13 protein-coding genes are annotated in these 17,529 nt (G+C 74.3%); 6 read left to right on the top strand and 7 right to left on the bottom strand.

The genetic code is table 11. The features are described from left to right. The first annotated feature begins 89 nt into the window (after positions 1–89). Entirely contained in the window at positions 90–1,472 is a 1,383-nt protein-coding gene (locus MLV88_RS03710) for a glucose-6-phosphate isomerase (protein WP_242360791.1), read from the top strand. A gap of 65 nt (positions 1,473–1,537) precedes the next feature. Here MLV88_RS03710 and MLV88_RS03705 read toward each other — a convergent pair whose 3' ends face one another. Further along, positions 1,538–2,701: a lysophospholipid acyltransferase family protein gene (locus tag MLV88_RS03705; protein ID WP_242360789.1), complete on the bottom strand. Its 1,164-nt coding sequence runs from the start codon at positions 2,699–2,701 to the stop codon at positions 1,538–1,540. A 207-nt stretch (positions 2,702–2,908) separates the two neighbouring features. On the opposite strand from MLV88_RS03705, the gene mutL reads away from it, so the two are divergent. The 3 genes from mutL to MLV88_RS03690 all read left to right on the top strand — a co-directional run bounded on the left by mutL (position 2,909) and on the right by MLV88_RS03690 (position 5,917). Then, entirely contained in the window at positions 2,909–4,726 is a 1,818-nt protein-coding gene (gene mutL / locus MLV88_RS03700) for a DNA mismatch repair endonuclease MutL (RefSeq protein WP_243336904.1), read from the top strand. Between the two features lie 438 nt (positions 4,727–5,164). Beyond that, entirely contained in the window at positions 5,165–5,332 is a 168-nt protein-coding gene (locus tag MLV88_RS03695; RefSeq protein ID WP_242340006.1) for a hypothetical protein, read from the top strand. 57 nt (positions 5,333–5,389) lie between these two features. Beyond that, on the top strand, positions 5,390–5,917 hold the full coding sequence (locus MLV88_RS03690) for a hypothetical protein (RefSeq protein ID WP_242340007.1): 528 nt from the start codon (positions 5,390–5,392) through the stop codon (positions 5,915–5,917). 9 nt (positions 5,918–5,926) lie between these two features. Here the strand turns inward: MLV88_RS03690 and MLV88_RS03685 are convergent, their stop codons facing one another. The 6 genes from MLV88_RS03685 to lon all read right to left on the bottom strand — a co-directional run bounded on the left by MLV88_RS03685 (position 5,927) and on the right by lon (position 15,123). Further along, complete coding sequence (locus tag MLV88_RS03685) at positions 5,927–6,565, bottom strand: hypothetical protein (protein ID WP_242340008.1); 639 nt, start codon at positions 6,563–6,565, stop codon at positions 5,927–5,929. Next, positions 6,562–8,385, bottom strand: a complete 1,824-nt coding sequence (locus tag MLV88_RS03680; protein ID WP_242340009.1) for a sigma 54-interacting transcriptional regulator — start codon at positions 8,383–8,385, stop codon at positions 6,562–6,564. The genes MLV88_RS03685 and MLV88_RS03680 overlap by 4 nt, the downstream gene beginning before the upstream one ends. A gap of 37 nt (positions 8,386–8,422) precedes the next feature. Next, on the bottom strand, positions 8,423–9,265 hold the full coding sequence (locus MLV88_RS03675; protein WP_242340010.1) for a tetratricopeptide repeat protein: 843 nt from the start codon (positions 9,263–9,265) through the stop codon (positions 8,423–8,425). After that, on the bottom strand, positions 9,262–11,244 hold the full coding sequence (locus MLV88_RS03670) for a serine/threonine-protein kinase (protein ID WP_243336893.1): 1,983 nt from the start codon (positions 11,242–11,244) through the stop codon (positions 9,262–9,264). The genes MLV88_RS03675 and MLV88_RS03670 overlap by 4 nt, the downstream gene beginning before the upstream one ends. Before the next feature lie 153 nt (positions 11,245–11,397). Then, the gene (locus MLV88_RS03665) at positions 11,398–12,456 is read right to left on the bottom strand and encodes an NAD-dependent epimerase/dehydratase family protein (protein WP_242356973.1); all 1,059 of its coding nucleotides are present in this window, start codon (positions 12,454–12,456) and stop codon (positions 11,398–11,400) included. 177 nt (positions 12,457–12,633) lie between these two features. Then, positions 12,634–15,123 (bottom strand): endopeptidase La, encoded by a 2,490-nt coding sequence (lon, locus tag MLV88_RS03660; protein WP_242341389.1) that lies wholly within the window; start codon positions 15,121–15,123, stop codon positions 12,634–12,636. Between the two features lie 410 nt (positions 15,124–15,533). Here lon and MLV88_RS03655 point away from each other — a divergent pair, with 410 nt between their 5' ends. Continuing rightward, a complete protein-coding gene (locus MLV88_RS03655; protein ID WP_243336892.1) occupies positions 15,534–16,640 on the top strand; it encodes a PAS domain-containing protein in 1,107 nt (368 codons plus the stop codon). Beyond that, a complete protein-coding gene (locus MLV88_RS03650) occupies positions 16,624–17,526 on the top strand; it encodes a metallophosphoesterase family protein (RefSeq protein WP_242357080.1) in 903 nt (300 codons plus the stop codon). The genes MLV88_RS03655 and MLV88_RS03650 overlap by 17 nt, the downstream gene beginning before the upstream one ends. Positions 17,527–17,529: the final 3 nt, after the last annotated feature.

Raw genomic sequence — 17,529 nt, 5'->3', positions numbered from 1 at the left:
CCGTCGGACACCGTCGGGGCCCCCGCGCCGCGAGTCCTCGCCAGCGCGGCGGACCGTCGCTAGAGTGGCGGCGCACCGGGAGGGAACCCATGGATCGCCTGTCACTCGACGTGAACGGCTGCTTCGACGCCGCCGCCGACGGCCTCGGCGCGGACGCGCTCGACGCGCTCGCGCCCTCCGCCGCGGCCGCCTTCGACGGGTTCGAGGCGCGGCGCCGCTCGGGCGAGCTCGGCTTCGCCGACCTGCCGCGGGACGCGGCCACGGCCGACGCGAGCGCCGCGCTCGCGCGCGATCTCGCCGCCCGGTTCGAGAACCTCGTCGTGCTCGGGATCGGCGGCAGCTCCCTCGGCGGCCGCGCCATCCTCTCGGCGCTCACGCACCCCTTCCACAACCTCCTGCCGCGCGACCGGCGCGGCGCCATGCGCGTCTTCTTCCCGGACAACTCGGACCCCGCCACCTTCGAGGCGCTCCTCGGCACGCTCGAGCTCGAGGAGACCTGCTTCGCCACCATCACGAAGTCCGGCGGCACCGCCGAGACCATGGCGCAGCACCTCGTGCTGCGGGAGCGCTGCATCGCCCGGTTCGGCGAGGAGGGGTACCGCGCGCGCTGCGTCCTCGTGACCGACCCGGCGAAGGGCGCCCTCCGCGCCATCGCCGACGCGGAGGGGCTGCGGGCGCTGCCGGTGCCGGCGAGCGTGGGCGGCCGCTTCAGCGCGCTCAGCGCCGTGGGGCTCCTGCCGGCCGCCGCGGGCGGGGTCGACCTCACCGCGCTCCTCGCGGGGGCCGCCGCGATGGAGGCGCGCTGCCGCTCCGGCGCGCTGCGCGAGAACCCGGCGCTCCTCTACGCCGGCGTGCTGCACCTCATGGACCGGCAAAAGGGGCGGCGGATCCACGTGCTCATGCCCTACGCGGACGGGCTGCGCGACACGGGCGACTGGTTCGTGCAGCTCTGGGCGGAGTCGCTCGGGAAGCGCCCCGAGGTCGGCCCGACGCCGTTCCGCGCGGTGGGCGCCACCGACCAGCACTCCTCGATGCAGCTCATGATGGAGGGGCCGCACGACAAGGTCGTGACGTTCGTGCGGGTCGTCCAGCCGCGGGCCGACGTGTCGATCCCGGTGCCCGACACGTACCGCCCGCATGGAGAGATCGCGTACCTCGACGGCCACACGATGGGCGAGCTCATCGAGGCGGAGCGGCGCGCGACCGAGGCCGCGCTGCGCAAGGCGGGGCGCCCCACGGTCTCGATCCAGCTCCCGCGCCTCGACGCGCGGGCCATGGGAGAGCTCCTGATGCTCCTCGAGCTCGCCACCGCGTACGCGGGCGGCCTGTACGGGGTGAACGCGTTCGACCAGCCCGGGGTGGAGGCCGGCAAGCGCTACGCCCAGGGGCTCCTCGGCCGCCCTGGCTACGAGCAGGCCCGCGACGAGCTGCTCGCGCGGGCCCACACCGACCCCGCCCTCGTCCTCGGCTAGACGCGAGCTGGAGCTCGCCGGCGCCGGCGTTCGTCCGCGGTCGACGCGGCCCCGAAAGCCGCCGGTCAGAGGAACACGGAGCGACGCGCGGCCAGATCCTCGTCGAGCATCGCCTGGAGCGTCGACCGCACGCGCTCGGTGAGGGCGCTCACCGTCGAGGGATCGTGCACCGCGTCCGGGCCCGCGCCGCCCAGGTCGATCGGATCGCCGAACCGGAGCGACCAGCGCGAAGGGAGCGGCACGAGGCCGGCCGCGCCGACCCGGAGCGAGTCGAGGGGCAGGGCAGGGAGGCCGAGCGCCGCCCCGAGCCAGCCCGGCCGCGAGATGGCCGGGGAGGCTTCCTCGCTGCCCACGATGGCGCACGGGATGATGGGCGCGCCGGTGCGGAGCGCGAGCTTCACGAAGCCGCCGCGGCCGAACCGCTCGATGCAGTAGCGCTCGCCCCACGCCTTCCGCGCGACCGCGCTCCCCTCGGGGAAGACGCCGAGGAGCCCCCCGTCCCGCAGGATGCGCTCTGCGGGCTCGGGCGCGGCACGGATCGCCCCGAGGCGGATCGCGAGCGCACCGAACACGGGCAGCCCGGCCTCGCGATCGTCGAGGAGGGGACGGAGGTCTCGCCGGGCGGGGTGGTCGCGGTGGAGCGCGTGCCGGAGCACGAGCGCGTCCCACGGCACGGCCCCTGCGTGGTTCGCGACGACGATGGCGGCACCGGCCGGCGGCACGCGGTCGAGGCCGCGCGCCTCGGTGCGCCACCAGGTCGCGTACAGCAGGTCGAGGAGCGGCTGCGCTCGCTCGTGGAAGCGCGCGTCGAGCCCGTACCGGTCGAGCCGCTCGGGTGGCTCGAGCAGGCGCGCCAGGTCGATCGCGCTCCCGAGCGCGTGCTTCACGCGCGGCAACAGCCGGGCGAGCGTCTCCCTCAGCTCCCCGGCGGCCGACGCGAGCCCCGCGCGGCCGGCGACGTCGGCGAGCCGGTGCTCGAGCCCCTCGAGCGTGCTCTCGACGCGGTGCTCCAGCGCGCCGAGCCGATCGGCGGCGGCGCGGAGCCGCGCGGCGTCGGGGGAGGGGGCCTGAGGTGCGGTCGGGGTCGGGGTCGGGGTCGGGATCCTGGTCGTGGTCGCGGCTGGGGTCGAGGTCGAGGTCGGGATCGGTCCGCTCACCCCGGCGCGCGCCACCGCGGGCACCGGCTCGCGCGGCGCTGCACCCCGCGCGAACGGGTCGTTCCCCAGCACCGGATGCGTGGGCTTGGGCCTGGGCGCGGGACGTGCGCGGGCCTCGGGCCTGGGCGCGCGCGTGCGCTTCCCGGCTCCCGTTCGGCCTCGGCTCTTCCCTCCCGCCATCGCGCACCTCATAGACGGGTGTACCCACGCTCGTCAAACGGACGGACGGGGACGGGCCACCCGGCACCGCGGGTCCGGGCGGTGTGGTACGACACCGCGATGCCGCGCATCCAGGTCCTTCCGCCCGGGCTCGTGAACCAGATCGCCGCGGGCGAGGTGGTGGAGCGCCCGGCGTCCATCGTGAAGGAGCTCGTCGAGAACGCGCTCGACGCCGGCGCGACCTCCGTCGCGATCGACGTGGAGGAGGGCGGCCTCGCGCTGGTGCGGGTCGCCGACGACGGGTGCGGGATGGCGAGCGAGGACGCCCACCTCGCGCTCGAGCGGCACGCCACGTCGAAGCTGCGGGACGCCGCCGGCCTCGCGGCCATCGCGACGATGGGGTTCCGCGGCGAGGCGCTGCCGGCGATCGCGTCGGTGGCGCGGTTCCGGCTCGACACCGCAGCGGCGGAGGACGGCGCCGGGACCCGGCTCGAGATCGAGGGCGGCGCGCGCGTCGCGGCGGGCCCCGTCGCGCGTCCGCGCGGCACCACCATCGAGGTGCGGGACCTCTTCTTCAACACCCCGGCGCGCCGCAAGTTCATGCGCGCACCGCCGACCGAGGCCGGCCACGTCAGCGAGGCGGTGGTGCGCCTCGCCCTCGCGCGCCCGGACGTCGGCTTCACGCTGCGGTCCGCCGGGCGGCTCGTCCTCGGCGCTCGCGCCGGTGCGGAGCTCGCCGATCGCGCCGCGCAGGCGCTCGGCCGCGACGCGCACCGGCACCTCGTGCCGGTGGACGCCGCGCGCGGCCCGGTCCGGGTGCGCGGACTCGTGTGCTCACCCGATCACTCGGAGGCGACCGGGCGCGCGCTCTATCTCTTCGTGAACGGCCGCTACATCCGCGACCGGGGGGCCGCTCACGCGGTGCTCCGCGCGTTCGCGGGGACGTTGCCGCCGGGGCGGCACCCCGCGGGCGTGCTGTTCGTCGAGCTGCCCCTCGACCGCGTCGACGTGAACGTGCACCCGCAGAAGCTGGAGGTGCGGTTCGCGGAGGCGCGCGAGGTGTACGACGCCCTGTTCCACGCGATCGCCGGCACGCTCCGCACCGCCCCCTGGCTCGCACACGGCCGCGGCGCGGCGGGCACGGGGGCCGCCACCACGCCCCACGCGCTCGTGCCCTCCGGCGACGGGATCGCGGGCGGCGAGGAGACGGCGGCGGTGCTCGCCTGGGCGCGAGAGGCCCACGCGCCGGAGGGGAGCGGCGCGCTCGTCGCGCCCCCGAGGCCGGCGCCGGGCACCTCGGCCGCGTTCGCGTTTCCGATCTCGGACGAGACGGGCACGGCGCGGCCTGGCGGGTACTTCGCCTCGCTCCGCTACGTGGGGCAGCACGCGCGGACCTACCTCCTGTGCGAGGCCCCGGGCGGGACGCTCGTCGTCATCGATCAGCACGCGAGCCATGAGCGGCTCCTGTTCCACCGCCTGCGCGAGGCATTCCGGACAAGGCAGCTCCCCGTGCAGCCGTTCCTGCTGCCTCAGGTCGTGACGCTCCCTCCCGCGGTCGCCCGGGCGCTCGAGGGCGGGCTCGCCGAGCTCGGCCGGCTGGGGTTCGACGTCGAGCCCTTCGGCGGCGACAGCTTCGCCGTGAAGGGCACCCCGGCCGCGCTCGCCGGCGTCGACCTCGAGGGGCTGCTCCTCGATCTCGCGGGTCAGCTCGAGCTCGTGGGGACCGGCAGCGCCGTGGACGAGGCGCTGCACGATCTGCTCGCCACGATGGCCTGCCACGCCGCCGTCCGCGCGAACCAGGACGTCGCGCCGGAGGAGGCGCGCGCCCTGCTCGACGGGCTCGACGCCATCGACTTCAAGGCGCGCTGCCCCCACGGACGGCCGGTGGTCTTCGAGCTCCCGCTCTCGGAGCTCGAGCGGCGGGTCGGTCGACGCTGAAGGAAGAGGAAAAGGGCAGCTCTCGGCGCCGTCTTCGGCGTTGTACGAGCGACGGTGAAAGCGACCGCGCCGAGAGCTCCCAAGTGGACGCCCGGCTGCCGGCTCGGAGTGCGGGGGGGGTGACCCCAAGCCGATGCGAACGTCCTGGCGGGATGACTTTCAATCGACGTGCCCACTCGGGTTCTGAAAATATGTCCCACGATCCCGAGATGTTCCGGATCGGGGCTGAAAAGCATCCAGTCCGGACCTTTCAGGGTTGAAAGCATTCGATTCAAAACTGCAATGCGCCACCCCCTCGACCGGCAGGCTGTAAATTCGTCGCCCCAGGGGGCGGGAAAGTTCACGGCTTCCGCGCTCGCCCGAACGGGCTCCCCGGGGATTCTCTTGCAGATTGGAGAGGTTCCCCGCGGGGCGACGCGGCGCCGTCCGGCACCGCCGATGCAATCCACCCGCTGCGTGCAGGGCGCGATCACAGGCAGGGACGTGCTGTTCCACTCCGTCACCATCGTGCGGCTGTTCGGTCCCGTGTTCTACGTGCGGTGCCTGCGGGCGATGTGGAGCGGGCGCCCGTGCACGTTCCTCGAGGTGCTCGCAGGTCATCAGTAGCCAACGCCGGCGCCCAAACACTCGACGCGGCGTCGCCCGTTTGGCAGAGTCCCGCGCGTGCCGCGGGACCCCCGCTACAAGCCGTACCGGACGGCGCTCTGGCTGCTCTACTTCGCCGTCATCGCCCTCGCGCTCGCGGTGGTGATGACGAGCGTCGTGCGAAACCTGCGCGGACCCCACCGGCCCCCCGCGACGGGCGCGCTCCCGACGCGCGCCGCGCTGCGGGTGTGCGTGACGGAGCTCGAGGCGCTGCACGCCGAGCAGAACGAGCGGGCCTGGCGCCTCGGGGACGAGGTCGGCGAGAAGGACGCCATCCAGCGCTGGGAGATCTGGGCGCGGGAGTGGGAGCAGCGCGTGGACGATCTCGCCGAGCGCTGCCGGCTCGACGCGGCCGATCCGGATCCGCAGGGCTTCGGCGGGCGCAAGGAGCTCGCGCACGCCCGCGACGCGGTGCTCGAGCTCCACCGGGCGTACCGGGCGCAGGTGAACCGGTTCGCTCAGGAGGAGGCGAACCTCGCCCACCAGGCCGCGGCCTCGCTGCACGAGGCGCGCGAGGCGCTCGCGCGGCCGCCGGAGCGGCGGTGAGCTCCCCGCTCAGCCGGCCGGGACCACGGGCGGCGCCGGGCAGGTGACGCAGCCCGCGCCCGTGCAGCCGTCCGGGGAGGGCGGCACCGTCAAGAACACCCAGCGATAGACCTGGACCTCGAACCCGAGCTTCGGCTTGCGATACGCGGACGTGGCGGTCGCGACGTCGGCGTTGGGATCGAAGCCGTTCGACACCACGAGCTCCACGACGTGGAGGGCGCCCGCGGTGCCGGCCGCGGCGCTGCCGCCGGCGCTCGGGTACTGGTAGGCGGGGAACTGGAACGCGGGGGTCTCGCGCAGCGTGGGGTCGACGGTCCCGTCGCCCGGGGCGAGGATGTCGTTGGCCTGCTGGACTGCGAGGCTCGGGCGGTTCGTCGGGTCGTAGTTCACGAACCAGCGCGCCACGACCGCCTCGTTGGTGATGGCGTCGCGGAGCGTCGCGCCGAGCGGGAAGACGGGCTCGCGCGGGCAGCCCGCCGGGACGCGCACGATCGACTCCGGCTGGAGCACCGCGCGGACGGTGTCGTCGACCACGATGCGCGGCGGCGTCACCGGCTGGCCCTCGGGGTAATCGGGCAGGGGCTGCGGCAGCGGGCACCCCGAGAGGACCACGGCCGCGATCGCGGCCGCCCTGGCGGTTCTCCTCACGCGTCGTCCTCCTCGTCGGGCGGGAGCTTCTGGCCGCGCCGCTCGGCCTCGAGCTTCTCCAGGTGCCGGAAGATGGTCCGCGGATCGACGCCGAGATCCTTGGCCGTCTTGGTGCGGTTGCCCTGGTTCCGCTCGAGCACCTCGTTGATGTAGCGCTTCTGGAACTCCTCCTTCGCGGCGACGAGCGGGAGGATGGGCTCGAGGTTCTCCGGCCGCAGGTCGAGGTCCTCCGCCGACACGAGCGCCTTGTCGGCGAGGACGACCGCCTTCTTGAGGCGGTTCTCGAGCTCGCGGATGTTCCCCGGCCAGGCGTACTTCCGCATCGCGACCACCGCGCTCGGCGCGAACCCGCGCACCTTCGCGCCGAAGTCCTTCGCGTACTTCTGCAGGAAGTACTTCGCGAGCACGACGAGGTCCTCGCCGCGCTCGCGGAGGGGCGGCAGGAGGATGGAGACCACGTTGAGGCGGTAGTAGAGGTCCTCCCGGAACGTGCCCTTGCGGATCTCCTCCTCGAGCACCTTGTTCGTCGCGGCGACCACGCGGAGGTCCACCGGCTCCGGGCGCGTGTCGCCGACCTTCGTCACCGAGCGCTCCTGGAGCGCGCGCAGGAGCTTCACCTGCAGCGCGGCCGGCATCTCGCCCACCTCGTCGAGGAACAGGGTCCCGCCGTGCGCCGCCTGGAACTTGCCGGGCCGGGTGGCGATGGCGCCCGTGAACGCGCCGCGCACGTGGCCGAACAGCTCCGACTCGAGGAGCGCCTCGGGGATCGCCCCGCAGTTCACCGCGACGAACGGGCCGCTCCCCCGCCCGCTGCGGCGGTGGATCTCGCGGGCGACGACCTCCTTGCCGGTGCCGGTCTCGCCCGAGACGAGCACGCTGATGTCCGTCCCGGCGACCTTCTCGATGCGCCGGAACACCTCCCGCATCGACGCCCCCGAGCCGATGAGCTCGCCGTACTGCTTCGAGCTCACCGCCTCGCGCAGGGCCACGTTCTCGCGCCGCAGCGAGTCGAGCAGCATGCCGTTCTGCACGAGCAGCGACGCCTGGGCGGCGAACACGGTGAGCGCCTCGAGCGCGCGGTCGTCGAAGAGCGAGACCACGCTGTCGTTCCCGAGGTAGATGACGCCGCAGACGTCGCCCTTCTGCATGAGCGGCGCGCACATCACCGAGCAGAGCTTCAGGTTCACGACCGAGGTCGAGCCGGACCACTCGGAGTCGTGCAGGGCGTCGGCGACCACGATCGGCCGGCGCGTGTCGATGACGCGCTGGATGATCGAGTCGGAGACCCGCGCCATCGCGCCCTCGATGGTCTCGCGCGCCACGTTCCGCGCCGCCCGGACGGTCATCTCGCCGTCCTCGAACAGGATGAGGAAGCCCTTGTCGGCGTGGGTCACCTCGAGCAGGGCGTCGATGAGCTCGTCGAGGAGCCGGGCGAGGTCGTTCGCGCCGAGCAGCCGCTCCGAGAACCGGACCAGCGTCTCGAGGGCCAGGAGCCGCTGGCCGGAGCTCGGGCCCGGGCGGGCGGGGGCCGCGCGGGGGGCGGGGTCGAACACGAGCTCGGTCCCCGCGACGCGGATCCGGTCCCCGGGGCCGAGCCGCCACGCCGCGCGCCGCTTGCCGTTCACGGTCATGTCCGCGCCGTCGTGCGCGGCGGCGTTGTACTCGCGACCGTCCCAGTGGATGTGCACCGCCGTGCGCGGCATGCCGGGATCGGGCACCGCCACGTCGTTCTCCACGTCGCGCCCGACGCTCGTGATGCGCTTCACGAGCGCGATCTCGCGCTCCACGCCGTCCGGGCTCTTCACGATGAGCGTTGCCACGATCGACTTGCCTCAGTTCCGAATCGTCATCGGTCTCTCAGAACGCCCACTCCAGCTTGACCGACCCGGCGCCGCCACCGGGCGAGACCTCGGTCTCGACGATGGGCACGAAGTGCTTGTGCGCGTCCCACACCCCGTACGCGTAGAGCGCCCAGAACAGGCCGGCGGACACGTACTTCACCGCCTCGACCCGGCCGAGCAGCACGCGGTCCGAGTCGGAGTACGGCGGCCGCGAGCAGCCCGGCTGGCCGGAGATGCAGGAGCGGGTGCGGTCCTCGGCGAGCTGGTTGTGGAAGATGATCGCGGAGAGGTTCACGACGCCGGCCACGATCTGGCCGGCCGCGATGGCGGTCCCCTTGGCGCGATCGCCGTTCTGGAACTGGCCCGCGCCGAGCGGCATCCAGTTGAACAGGTACAGGCGCTCCTGGACGCGCACGACCTTCGTCGGCGGCCCGGTGCGCGCCTGCTCCTCCGCCAGCAGCCGCCGCTTCGCCTCGTCCGCGAGCCGCTCCTGCTCTCGCAGCGCGCGGCGCCGCTCGCGCAGCGGCGCGAGCGCGGGCTCGTGCTCCCGCTTCACGCGGTCGAAGAACTCGACGATGGGCGGCGGGACGAGGAACGGGTCGAGCGCGTAGTCGGGATCGTGGGAGAGGAGGTTCACGAACGCCGCGCGCGCCTGGGCCTGATCGCCGAGGTGGTACTCGGAGATGCCGAGGATGCGGTAGGCGTCGATGGCCTCGTCCTCGCTGAGCGAGGGGCCCGTGGCGAGGTAGCGCCGGAGCGTGCCGGCCGCGTCCGCGTAGGCGCCGAACTCGAAGCGGTCCTTCGCGCGCTTCAGCTCCGGCGGGGCCGTGAGCACGAGCGCGATGAGGAGGGGGATCACGGCGTCACGGCTCCGTCGGAGTGGGGCGCGCTCGCGGGGCCCGCGCCGGGCTCCGGCGCGCCGGAGGGCGGGGGCGGCTGCCGCGCCGCCGTCGGGGCGGCGACGATCACCTCGCCCCCGGCCCGCAGCTTCACCTGAACGTCGCGCATCGCCGCGCCGGCCGCCTCGAGGCCGATCCGGGCGGGCGCCTCGTAGGGGCTGTCCGCCCCGGAAGGCACCGGGATCGCGAACGAGGCGCGCTGCGAGTCGCCCGCGGTGCCGACGAGCTTGCCGTCCACGTACACGCGCGTCGCCGGGTCTCCCTCGACGCGCAGCCGGGCCGGGCGTGGCGTGAGCGGCACCCGCAGCTCGCCGAGGCGCTGCGCCTCCTCGGCGGTGATCTCCCGGACGAACGGCGTGCAGCAGGCGTGCTCGATCTGGATGACGTGGGTGCGGCCCGGCGCGACCGAGAAGCGGACGAGCTGCTCCCCGCGCGCCACCTCGATCCCGTCGAGCAGCGCGCGCTGCGCGTACGGCCGGACGTGCACCGACAGCGAGGCGGGAGGGCCCGAGGCGCTCTCCCGCGCGCGCGGCGAGGGCGCACCGGCGCGGCCACCCCGCGGCCGGTGGGCCGCGTGAGCCTCGCCGGCGGGCGCGGCGCCTTCCGCGGGGCGCGCCTCGGGGTCGGCCACGGGCTCGGCGGGGAGCGCAGCCGCAGCGGCGGCCGGCGGCGCGGAGCCGCCGGGCGGCGCGGCGTCGTGAGGCACGGCGTCGTGAGGCACGGCCGCCGCGTCCGCGGGGGGCGCGATGTCCCGGCGCGGGGCGACGGCGATCACCGCGGCGGCCGCCGCCGCGACGACGAGCGCCGCCCCGGAGCCGAGGGCGATCCTCCTGAGGCGCCGCCGCCGCGAGAGTCGCGCGAGCTTGGCCGGGACGTCCGGGTTCTCGGGATCGATGGCGAGGACGCGCGAGTAGAACGAGAGAGCGCGCGCGGACGCGCCCTCGGCCAGGGCGGCGTCGCCGCGGGCGGAGAGCGCGACCACGGCCCGCGCCGGGAAGGCCGCCTTGAAGCCGGCCGGGTCCCGCAGGAACGCCACGAGCTCGTCCGGGGCGCGCTCGAGCCCGCTCTCGGCGAGGAGCCGATCGAGCACCTCGCGGACCTCGGCGGCGCTCGACGGCCGCCGCTCCGGGTCGAGGGAGAGGCAGCGGACGACGAGGTCGGCGAGGGCGTCCGGCACGCGCGCGTCCACCGCGCGCGGCTCCTCGAAGTCGGCCTCCAGGACGCGGCGGAGGATCGCGGTGGGGTTCGGCGCGGCGAACGGGAACTTCCCGGTCGCGAGCCAGTAGAGGATGGTTCCGATGGAGAAGAGATCGCTGCGCGCGTCCGCCTCGCGCCCCTCCACGATCTCGGGCGCCATGTGGTGCGGCGAGCCCACGAGCGCGCCCGTCATGGTCATCCGCTCGTCGGACGCGAGGATGCGCGCGATGCCGAAGTCGGCGAGCTTCACCGCCGGTCGCTCGCCCTCCTGCACGAGGACGTTCTCGGGCTTCAGGTCCCGGTGGATGACGCCGGCGGAGTGCGCGTGGACGAGCGCGTCCACGAGCGCGCGCCCGACGAGCGCGCCGATCTCGGGGAAGCCGAACCCGACCTCGTGCGCGAACGCGCGGAGGGTCCTGCCGCGGACGAACTCGGTCACGAGGTAGCTGTCGGCCGCCCCGTCGCCCGCGTAGTCGTAGATCTCGACGATGCCGGGGTGGGAGAGGCGCGCGACGGCGCGGGCCTCGCGGGAGAAGCGAGCGCGCGAGTCCGGCGCGGAGGCGAGGTGCGGGTGAAGGAGCTTCACCGCCACCTCGCGGTCGAGGGCGGTGTCGCGGCCGCGGTACACGACGGCCATGCCCCCGCTGCCGACCTGCTCGAGCAGCTCGTATCGTCCGAGCCTGCGGATCACCGCCCCCTCGCCCTCGAGCCTCGCGCTCGCGTGGGTATCCTCGTGCTGCACGACTCACCCGGCACCCGCGGCGCACCCCCGCCGCGGCTCGCTCCGGATCGCGACAGCGGTGACCGGATCGGACGCTGCACTATGACACGGCTGCCCCGACTCGGCCATCTTGCAGCGACGGGGACGGCGCACGCCTGCTCGCCGCAGCCGAGGCTACCCGGCGGGGAGGGCGCCCACGCTCGATCCCGGCAGGAATCGCCGCTCCGCGAGCGCCTGGATCGTCGCGGGGATCGCCTCCGTGGAGATGGGATGGAGCGGCCTGAAGCCGAGGGCCGCGAGGCGGGTCGTGTCGTAGTAGTGGTCCGCGGTCATCCAGTGGAGCGCCTCGCGCTCGACGCGCGGCGCGAGCGCGGCCGTCGCGCCGTTCCGGCCCGCGAGGAGCCGCCACGCGCGCTCGAGCCGGCGGTTCACCGGCCCGAGCAGGACCCGGTCCGGGACGTGTCGCACGAGCCAGAGCAGGGCCGCGGTGAGGCGTGGGAGCGCCGGGAGGAGGCGCCCCGGCTCGTAGCCGAGCGCGGCGAGGGCGGCGGAGAGGTGCTCCGCGAGCGGCAGCGGCGCCTCGTCCCCCACGTTGAACGCGCGCCCCACCACCTCCTCGTCGTGCGGGTGCTGCACCACGTGGACGACCGCGCGGGCGAGATCGTCCAGGTGGACGAGGTGCGCGACCGGGCCGCGGCGGATGATCGGGATCCGGCGGTTGCCCGGGTCGAGCAGGGCGAAGAACGTGAGCGCTCGAACCGGGCCGCCGGTCAGTGTGGGGCCATAGAGGATCGTGGGGCGCAGCACGGTGAGCGGGGCGCCGCGCCGGAACTCCGCCCAGCTCGCCTGCTCGGCGCGCCAGCGGATCCGCTCGAGCGCGGTCCGCGGCTCCTTCAGCTCGCCCTCGCGGCAGGGGAGGTTCCGTGGCCTTCCGTAGACCGCCGCGGTCGAGACGTGCACGAGCCGCCGCGCGCCGGCCTCGCGCGCGAGCGCTGCTGCGGCGGCGGCGGCGGCGGCCTCCGCCTCGGAGCGGGCCCGCTCGTCGAGCTCGCGCGGCGTACGGACGCCGAGGTGGACGACCGTGTCCACCCCGCGCGCGTCCACCTCGAGCCGCGGGCGGCCGTCCGCGCCGATGGGCGCCTGACGGACCGAGAAGCCGGCGCGCCCGAGCGCCGCCGCGACGGCGTCCGGGATGGCGCCGGCCGAGCCGGTGAGGATCGCGAGCCGGTTCACTCCGCGAGTGTAGCAGCGGGACGGGCCACGGGCAGGCGGGCGGAGCGAGCCTGCCGGGGCGCACCGGCGCGCGAGGACGGCGATACTGCGCGCAGAGGGAGGCGGCGGCCCCGTTGGAGCCGGCCGGGCCGACCGTGATCCGCGGGCCCAGGCGGCTCGCGGATCACGGTCCGAAGCTCAGGCCCGGACTTCCTCGGACTTCTTCGCGGCGGCGGCCTTCTTCTCAGCCTCCGCGTCCGGGGTCGGCGGCGCCTGCCGCCCGACCGGGTTCTCCTCGAGCGCCGCCTTCAGCACCTCGTCCATGTGCGCCGCGAAGACGAAGTCGAGCTCCTTGCGGGCCTGCTCCGGGACGTCCACCAGATCGCGCTCGTTGCGGGCGGGGATGATGATCCGCTTGATGCCCGCGCGGTGCGCGGCGAGGACCTTCTCCTTGATGCCCCCGACCGGCAGGACGAGGCCGCGGAGCGTCACCTCGCCGGTCATCGCGACGTCGGAGCGGACGCGGATCCCGGTGAGGAGCGAGACGAGCGCGGTGAGGATGGTGACGCCCGCGCTCGGGCCGTCCTTGGGGATCGAGCCCGCCGGGAAGTGGATGTGGATGTCCGTCCGCTCGAGGAAGTTCGCCGGGATGCCGAGCGAGTCGGACTTCGAGCGCAGGTACGAGAGCGCGGCCTGGGCGGACTCCTTCATGACGTCGCCGAGCTGGCCGGTGAGGGTGAGCGACCCCTTTCCGGTCATCTTCGTCGCCTCGATGAAGAGGATGTCGCCGCCCGCGGCCGTCCAGGCGAGGCCGGTCGCGACGCCCGCGATCTCCGTGCGCTCGGCGGTCTCGTTGTAGAACTTCTCGGGCCCCAGCATCGACTCGACGTCGGCCTCCTCGATGGAGCGCTTCGCGCCGGCCTGGAGCTTCCCGCTCGCGACCTCCACGGCGACCGCGCGGCACACGTCGGCGATGCGGCGCTCGAGGTTACGGACGCCCGCCTCCCGCGTGTACGCCATGATGATCTTGATGAGCGCCTTCTCGGTGATGTCGATCGCGTCGGCCGAGAGCCCGTGCTCCCTGAGCTGCTTCGGGATGAGGTGGTTCTGCGCGATGTGGACCTTCTCCTCGAACGTGTAGCCGGGCAGCTCGAGGATCTCCATGCGGTCCTTGAGCGGACCGGGGATCGGATCGAGCAGGTTCGCCGTCCCGATGAACATCACCTTCGAGAGGTCGTAGGCGAGGTCGAGGTAGTGGTCCGAGAACGCGTGGTTCTGCTCCGGATCGAGCACCTCGAGCAGCGCCGCCGACGGATCGCCGCGGAAGTCCGCGCCCAGCTTGTCGATCTCGTCGAGCATCATGACGGGGTTCACCGTCCCCGCCTTCTTCATCGACTGGATGATCCGGCCGGGGAGGGCGCCCACGTACGTGCGGCGGTGCCCGCGGATCTCCGCCTCGTCGCGCACGCCGCCCAGGGAGAGGCGCACGAACTTGCGGCCGATGCAGCGCGCGATGGACTGGCCGAGCGAGGTCTTGCCGACGCCGGGCGGCCCGACGAAGCACAGGATGGGCCCGCGCATGTCGTTCTTCAGCTTGCGGACCGCGAGGTACTCGAGGATGCGCTTCTTGATCTTGTCGAGGCCGTAGTGGTCGGCGTCGAGGATCTGACGCGCGTTCTCGATGTCCAGGTTGTCGTCGCTCTTCTTCGACCAGGGGAGGTCCGCGATCCAGTCGAGGTAGGTGCGCGCGACGGTGTACTCCGAGCTCGCCGTGGGGATCGACTTGAGCCGGTTGAGCTCCTTCTGCGCGACCTTCTCCACCTCGGGCGGCAGGCCCGCCTTCTTGAGCCGCTCCTGCAGCTCGTCGAGCTCCTCCTCCTCCTCGCCGAGCTCGCCGAGCTCCTCCTTGATCGCCTTGAGCTGCTGGCGCAGGTAGTACTCGCGCTGCGTCTTCGACATCTCGCCCTTCACGGCGGAGTCGATCTTGTTCGAGAGCTTGAGGATCTCGCGCTTCCGGTTGAGGAGCTCGAGGACGAGCTTCATCCGGGACTTGAGGTCGGTCGTCTCGAGGACCTGCTGCTTCTCCTCGATGGGGACGTCCACGTTCGCGGCGATGAGATCCGCGAGGTGGCCCGGGTGCGTGATCGACTCCACGAGCTCGGTCGCCGCCGCGGGGAGCTCGGGCATGAGCTCGATGACCTCGCGCGCCAGCTTCTTCAGGTTGATGGCGAGCGCCTCGACCTCGACGTCGTCGGTGACGGCCTTGTCCTCGACGGGATCGACCCGCGCCTTGAGGTACGGGCTCTCCTGGACGAGCTCGAGGACCTTGAAGCGCGCGAGCCCCTGCACGACGAGCGAGTAGTTGTCCTCGCCCATCTTGAGCAGCTTCACGACGCGTGCGACCGTCCCGACGGTGTACAGATCGGCCGCGCCTGGATCCTCCTCCTCGGCGCGCCGCTGCGTCACGACGCCGATCACCTGCTCGTCGCGGACCGCGTCCTTGATGAGGGCGATGGTCTTCTGCCGCCCCACCGCGAGCGGGAGCACGCCTCCGGGGAAGAACACCGAGTTCCGGAGTGGCAGGATGGGGAGGACCTGCGGGATGTCCTCCTTGGCGATGAGCCCGGGAGGCACCATCGCCGGAGCGACCTGCGCGCCGGCTGCGGCCTTCTTTTCCTTCTCAGACATCGCCGTCTCCTTGCCGAGCTTCGGGTGGGATGGGATACCCGCGCGAGCAGCGGATATCAATGAAAAGCGTTTGACCTGTCGGGCGTTACGGGTACGGCATGGCGGGCGAGAGCCCACCCTGCGGCCACCTCTCCCGAGGCGTCAGTCCTCGTTGAGGGCGGTGCGGCCGGGGCGCGGCACCGTGTGGCCGTCGGGTTCGCCACCGGCTCCTCCCGGGTCGGTACGGGTGGGACCGCTCGAAGGCGCCCACAGCCTGGACCCGGCGTTCCGGTCGTCGTCGCCGCTCCCGGAGACGTATCCCGCGCGGCGGGAGATCTGCTGGGGTGCGGCTCCGGGACCCTCCGCCGGGGACCATACGTGCTTGCGGATCATGCCCTCTGCATAAGGCCTGCTTCCGCGAGGGCAAGCGGGTGGACACCTTGGGCGCCGTGTTGCCCGGTACGCATGCGCTCGTGCTCCTGGCCGGCGCCACCCTCGCGGTCGCCGCCCTGGCGGTGCTGCGCGCGCTCCGCGCCAGGCGCCGCGCGGGGCTGCCGGAGGCGGCGGAGCGGCTCGTCGCGGGCGCGCTCGAGCGGCTCGGCGACGGCGTCCTCGTGATCGGAGGGGACGGGCGCATCGTCCGCGCCAACGCAGAGGCGCGGCGGCTCGCGGGCTCCGACGCGGCGCCGCTCGAAGGCAAGGACCTCGCCGCCATGGCCGAGGCGCTCGCGGTCCTGCGGCACGGGCTGCGACGCGCGGACGCCACCTCCGGGGCGGTCTCCCTGCGCACCGGCCTGCGGGCGACCGCCGCGCTCGTCCGAGTCTCGGATCGACCCATGGTGGACGTCGTCGTCCTGCGCGCGGAGCCGCCGCGCGCGTCCCCGCCGCCGTTGCCGGCGGCGCGACCAGCGGCCGGGCCCGCGCCCGTGCGGCTCGGCGAGGTGCTCGCCGGCGCCGCCGCGTGCGTGAAGGCGCCCGTCGCGCGCGCCGCCACCGCCGCTTCGTACCTGCGGCTGCTGGCGCCGCCGCTGCCCCCGCGCGCCGCCGAGCAGCTCTCCCTGCTCGACGCGGCGCTGGAGGAGGCCGCGCGCCGCGTGGGCGCGCTGCACGACGCGGCGGAGAAGGCGGCCGGCGCGCCGCGCGCGCTGGAGCTCGCGCCGCTCGTGGCCGATCTGCTCGCGGCGTGGGCGCCGCCGCCGGGCGTGCGAGTGCGGAGCGCGCTCGAACCCGCGCTCGCGATGGGCGACGACCGGCCGCTGCGAGCGGCGATCCGCGAGGCGCTCCGCGCGGTGGGCGCCGGTGCGGGGCGGGGTGGGGAGATCGCGGTGAGTGTCGGGCGACGTGGCTCCGAGGCGGTGGTGGAGATCGCGGGGGGCGCCGCGGCGGACGACGGCGGAGCGGCCGCGGTCGCACGCGCGCTCGTCGCGCCGCACGGCGGCCAGGTGGAGGACGAGGCGGTGCCGGGGCGCGGGAGGACGCTCCGGATCGTCCTGCCGCGCGTGGCGGAGGGCGCGCGCCCCGATCCGTCGCAGGTTTGACCTGCGCCGGGGCTGCGATAGCATCGCCGCCGCCCCGGGAGGCCGCATCGTCCGACTCGGCCACATCAGCGATCTCCATGTCTCCGACCGAAGCCGCTATCCCCGCAACGGCTTCTCGGCGCGAGACTGCGAGAAGCACTCCGCTCGCCTCGCGAAGGGGCTGCTCGACGCCCTCCGCGAGGTCGGCGTCGATCACCTCGTCGTCACCGGCGACCTGACGTTCTCGGGCGAGCCCCGCGAGTTCGAGCGGGCCGCCGACCTGCTGCGCCCCTTCGCCGAGGCGCGCAAGCTGACGGTCGTGCCGGGGAACCACGATCTCTGGACCGAGGACTCCGTCGAGACCGCCCGGTTCCTGCGCGCGCTCGGGCCGGACGGGCTCGGCATGAAGAAGGCGGCGCCGAGCTACCCGCACGTCGTCCCGCTCGGCGACGCGGCCGTGCTCGTCGCGCTCGACAGCGCGCGCTGGGGCGAGGATCCGTGGACGACCCCCGGCCGCCTCGGCGGCGACCAGCTCCGCGCGGCGCGGGAGATCGTCCGCGAGCACGCGAAGCTCGGACGCGCCGTGGTCCTCGCCTTCCACCACCACGTCGTCCTCCCTCCCGAGCGCGTCCCCTCCGACGCCCACGTCGCCCGCATGCCGCTCGCGGACGCCGATCAGATCGTCCGGCTCGTCGCGGAGCTCCCCGTGGCGGCCGTGCTGCACGGCCACCGTCACATCGCGTTCCGGGTGGACCTGCCCGGCGCCGCCGGCGCGACGCCGGTCCTCTGCGCGGGCTCCGCCTCGCGCGTCGCGGACGAGCCGATCCGCCGCGCGCGCGCCTACGTGTACGAGATCGATCGTACCGGGCTGCGGAGCGTCGAGGCGCTCGTCTCCGGCTCGGAGTGAACC

Origin of the sequence: Anaeromyxobacter soli (assembly GCF_022808855.1) — a bacterium.
Taxonomy (GTDB): Bacteria; Myxococcota; Myxococcia; order Myxococcales; family Anaeromyxobacteraceae; genus Anaeromyxobacter; species Anaeromyxobacter soli.
This window is presented reverse-complemented; position numbering and strand designations above follow the sequence as displayed.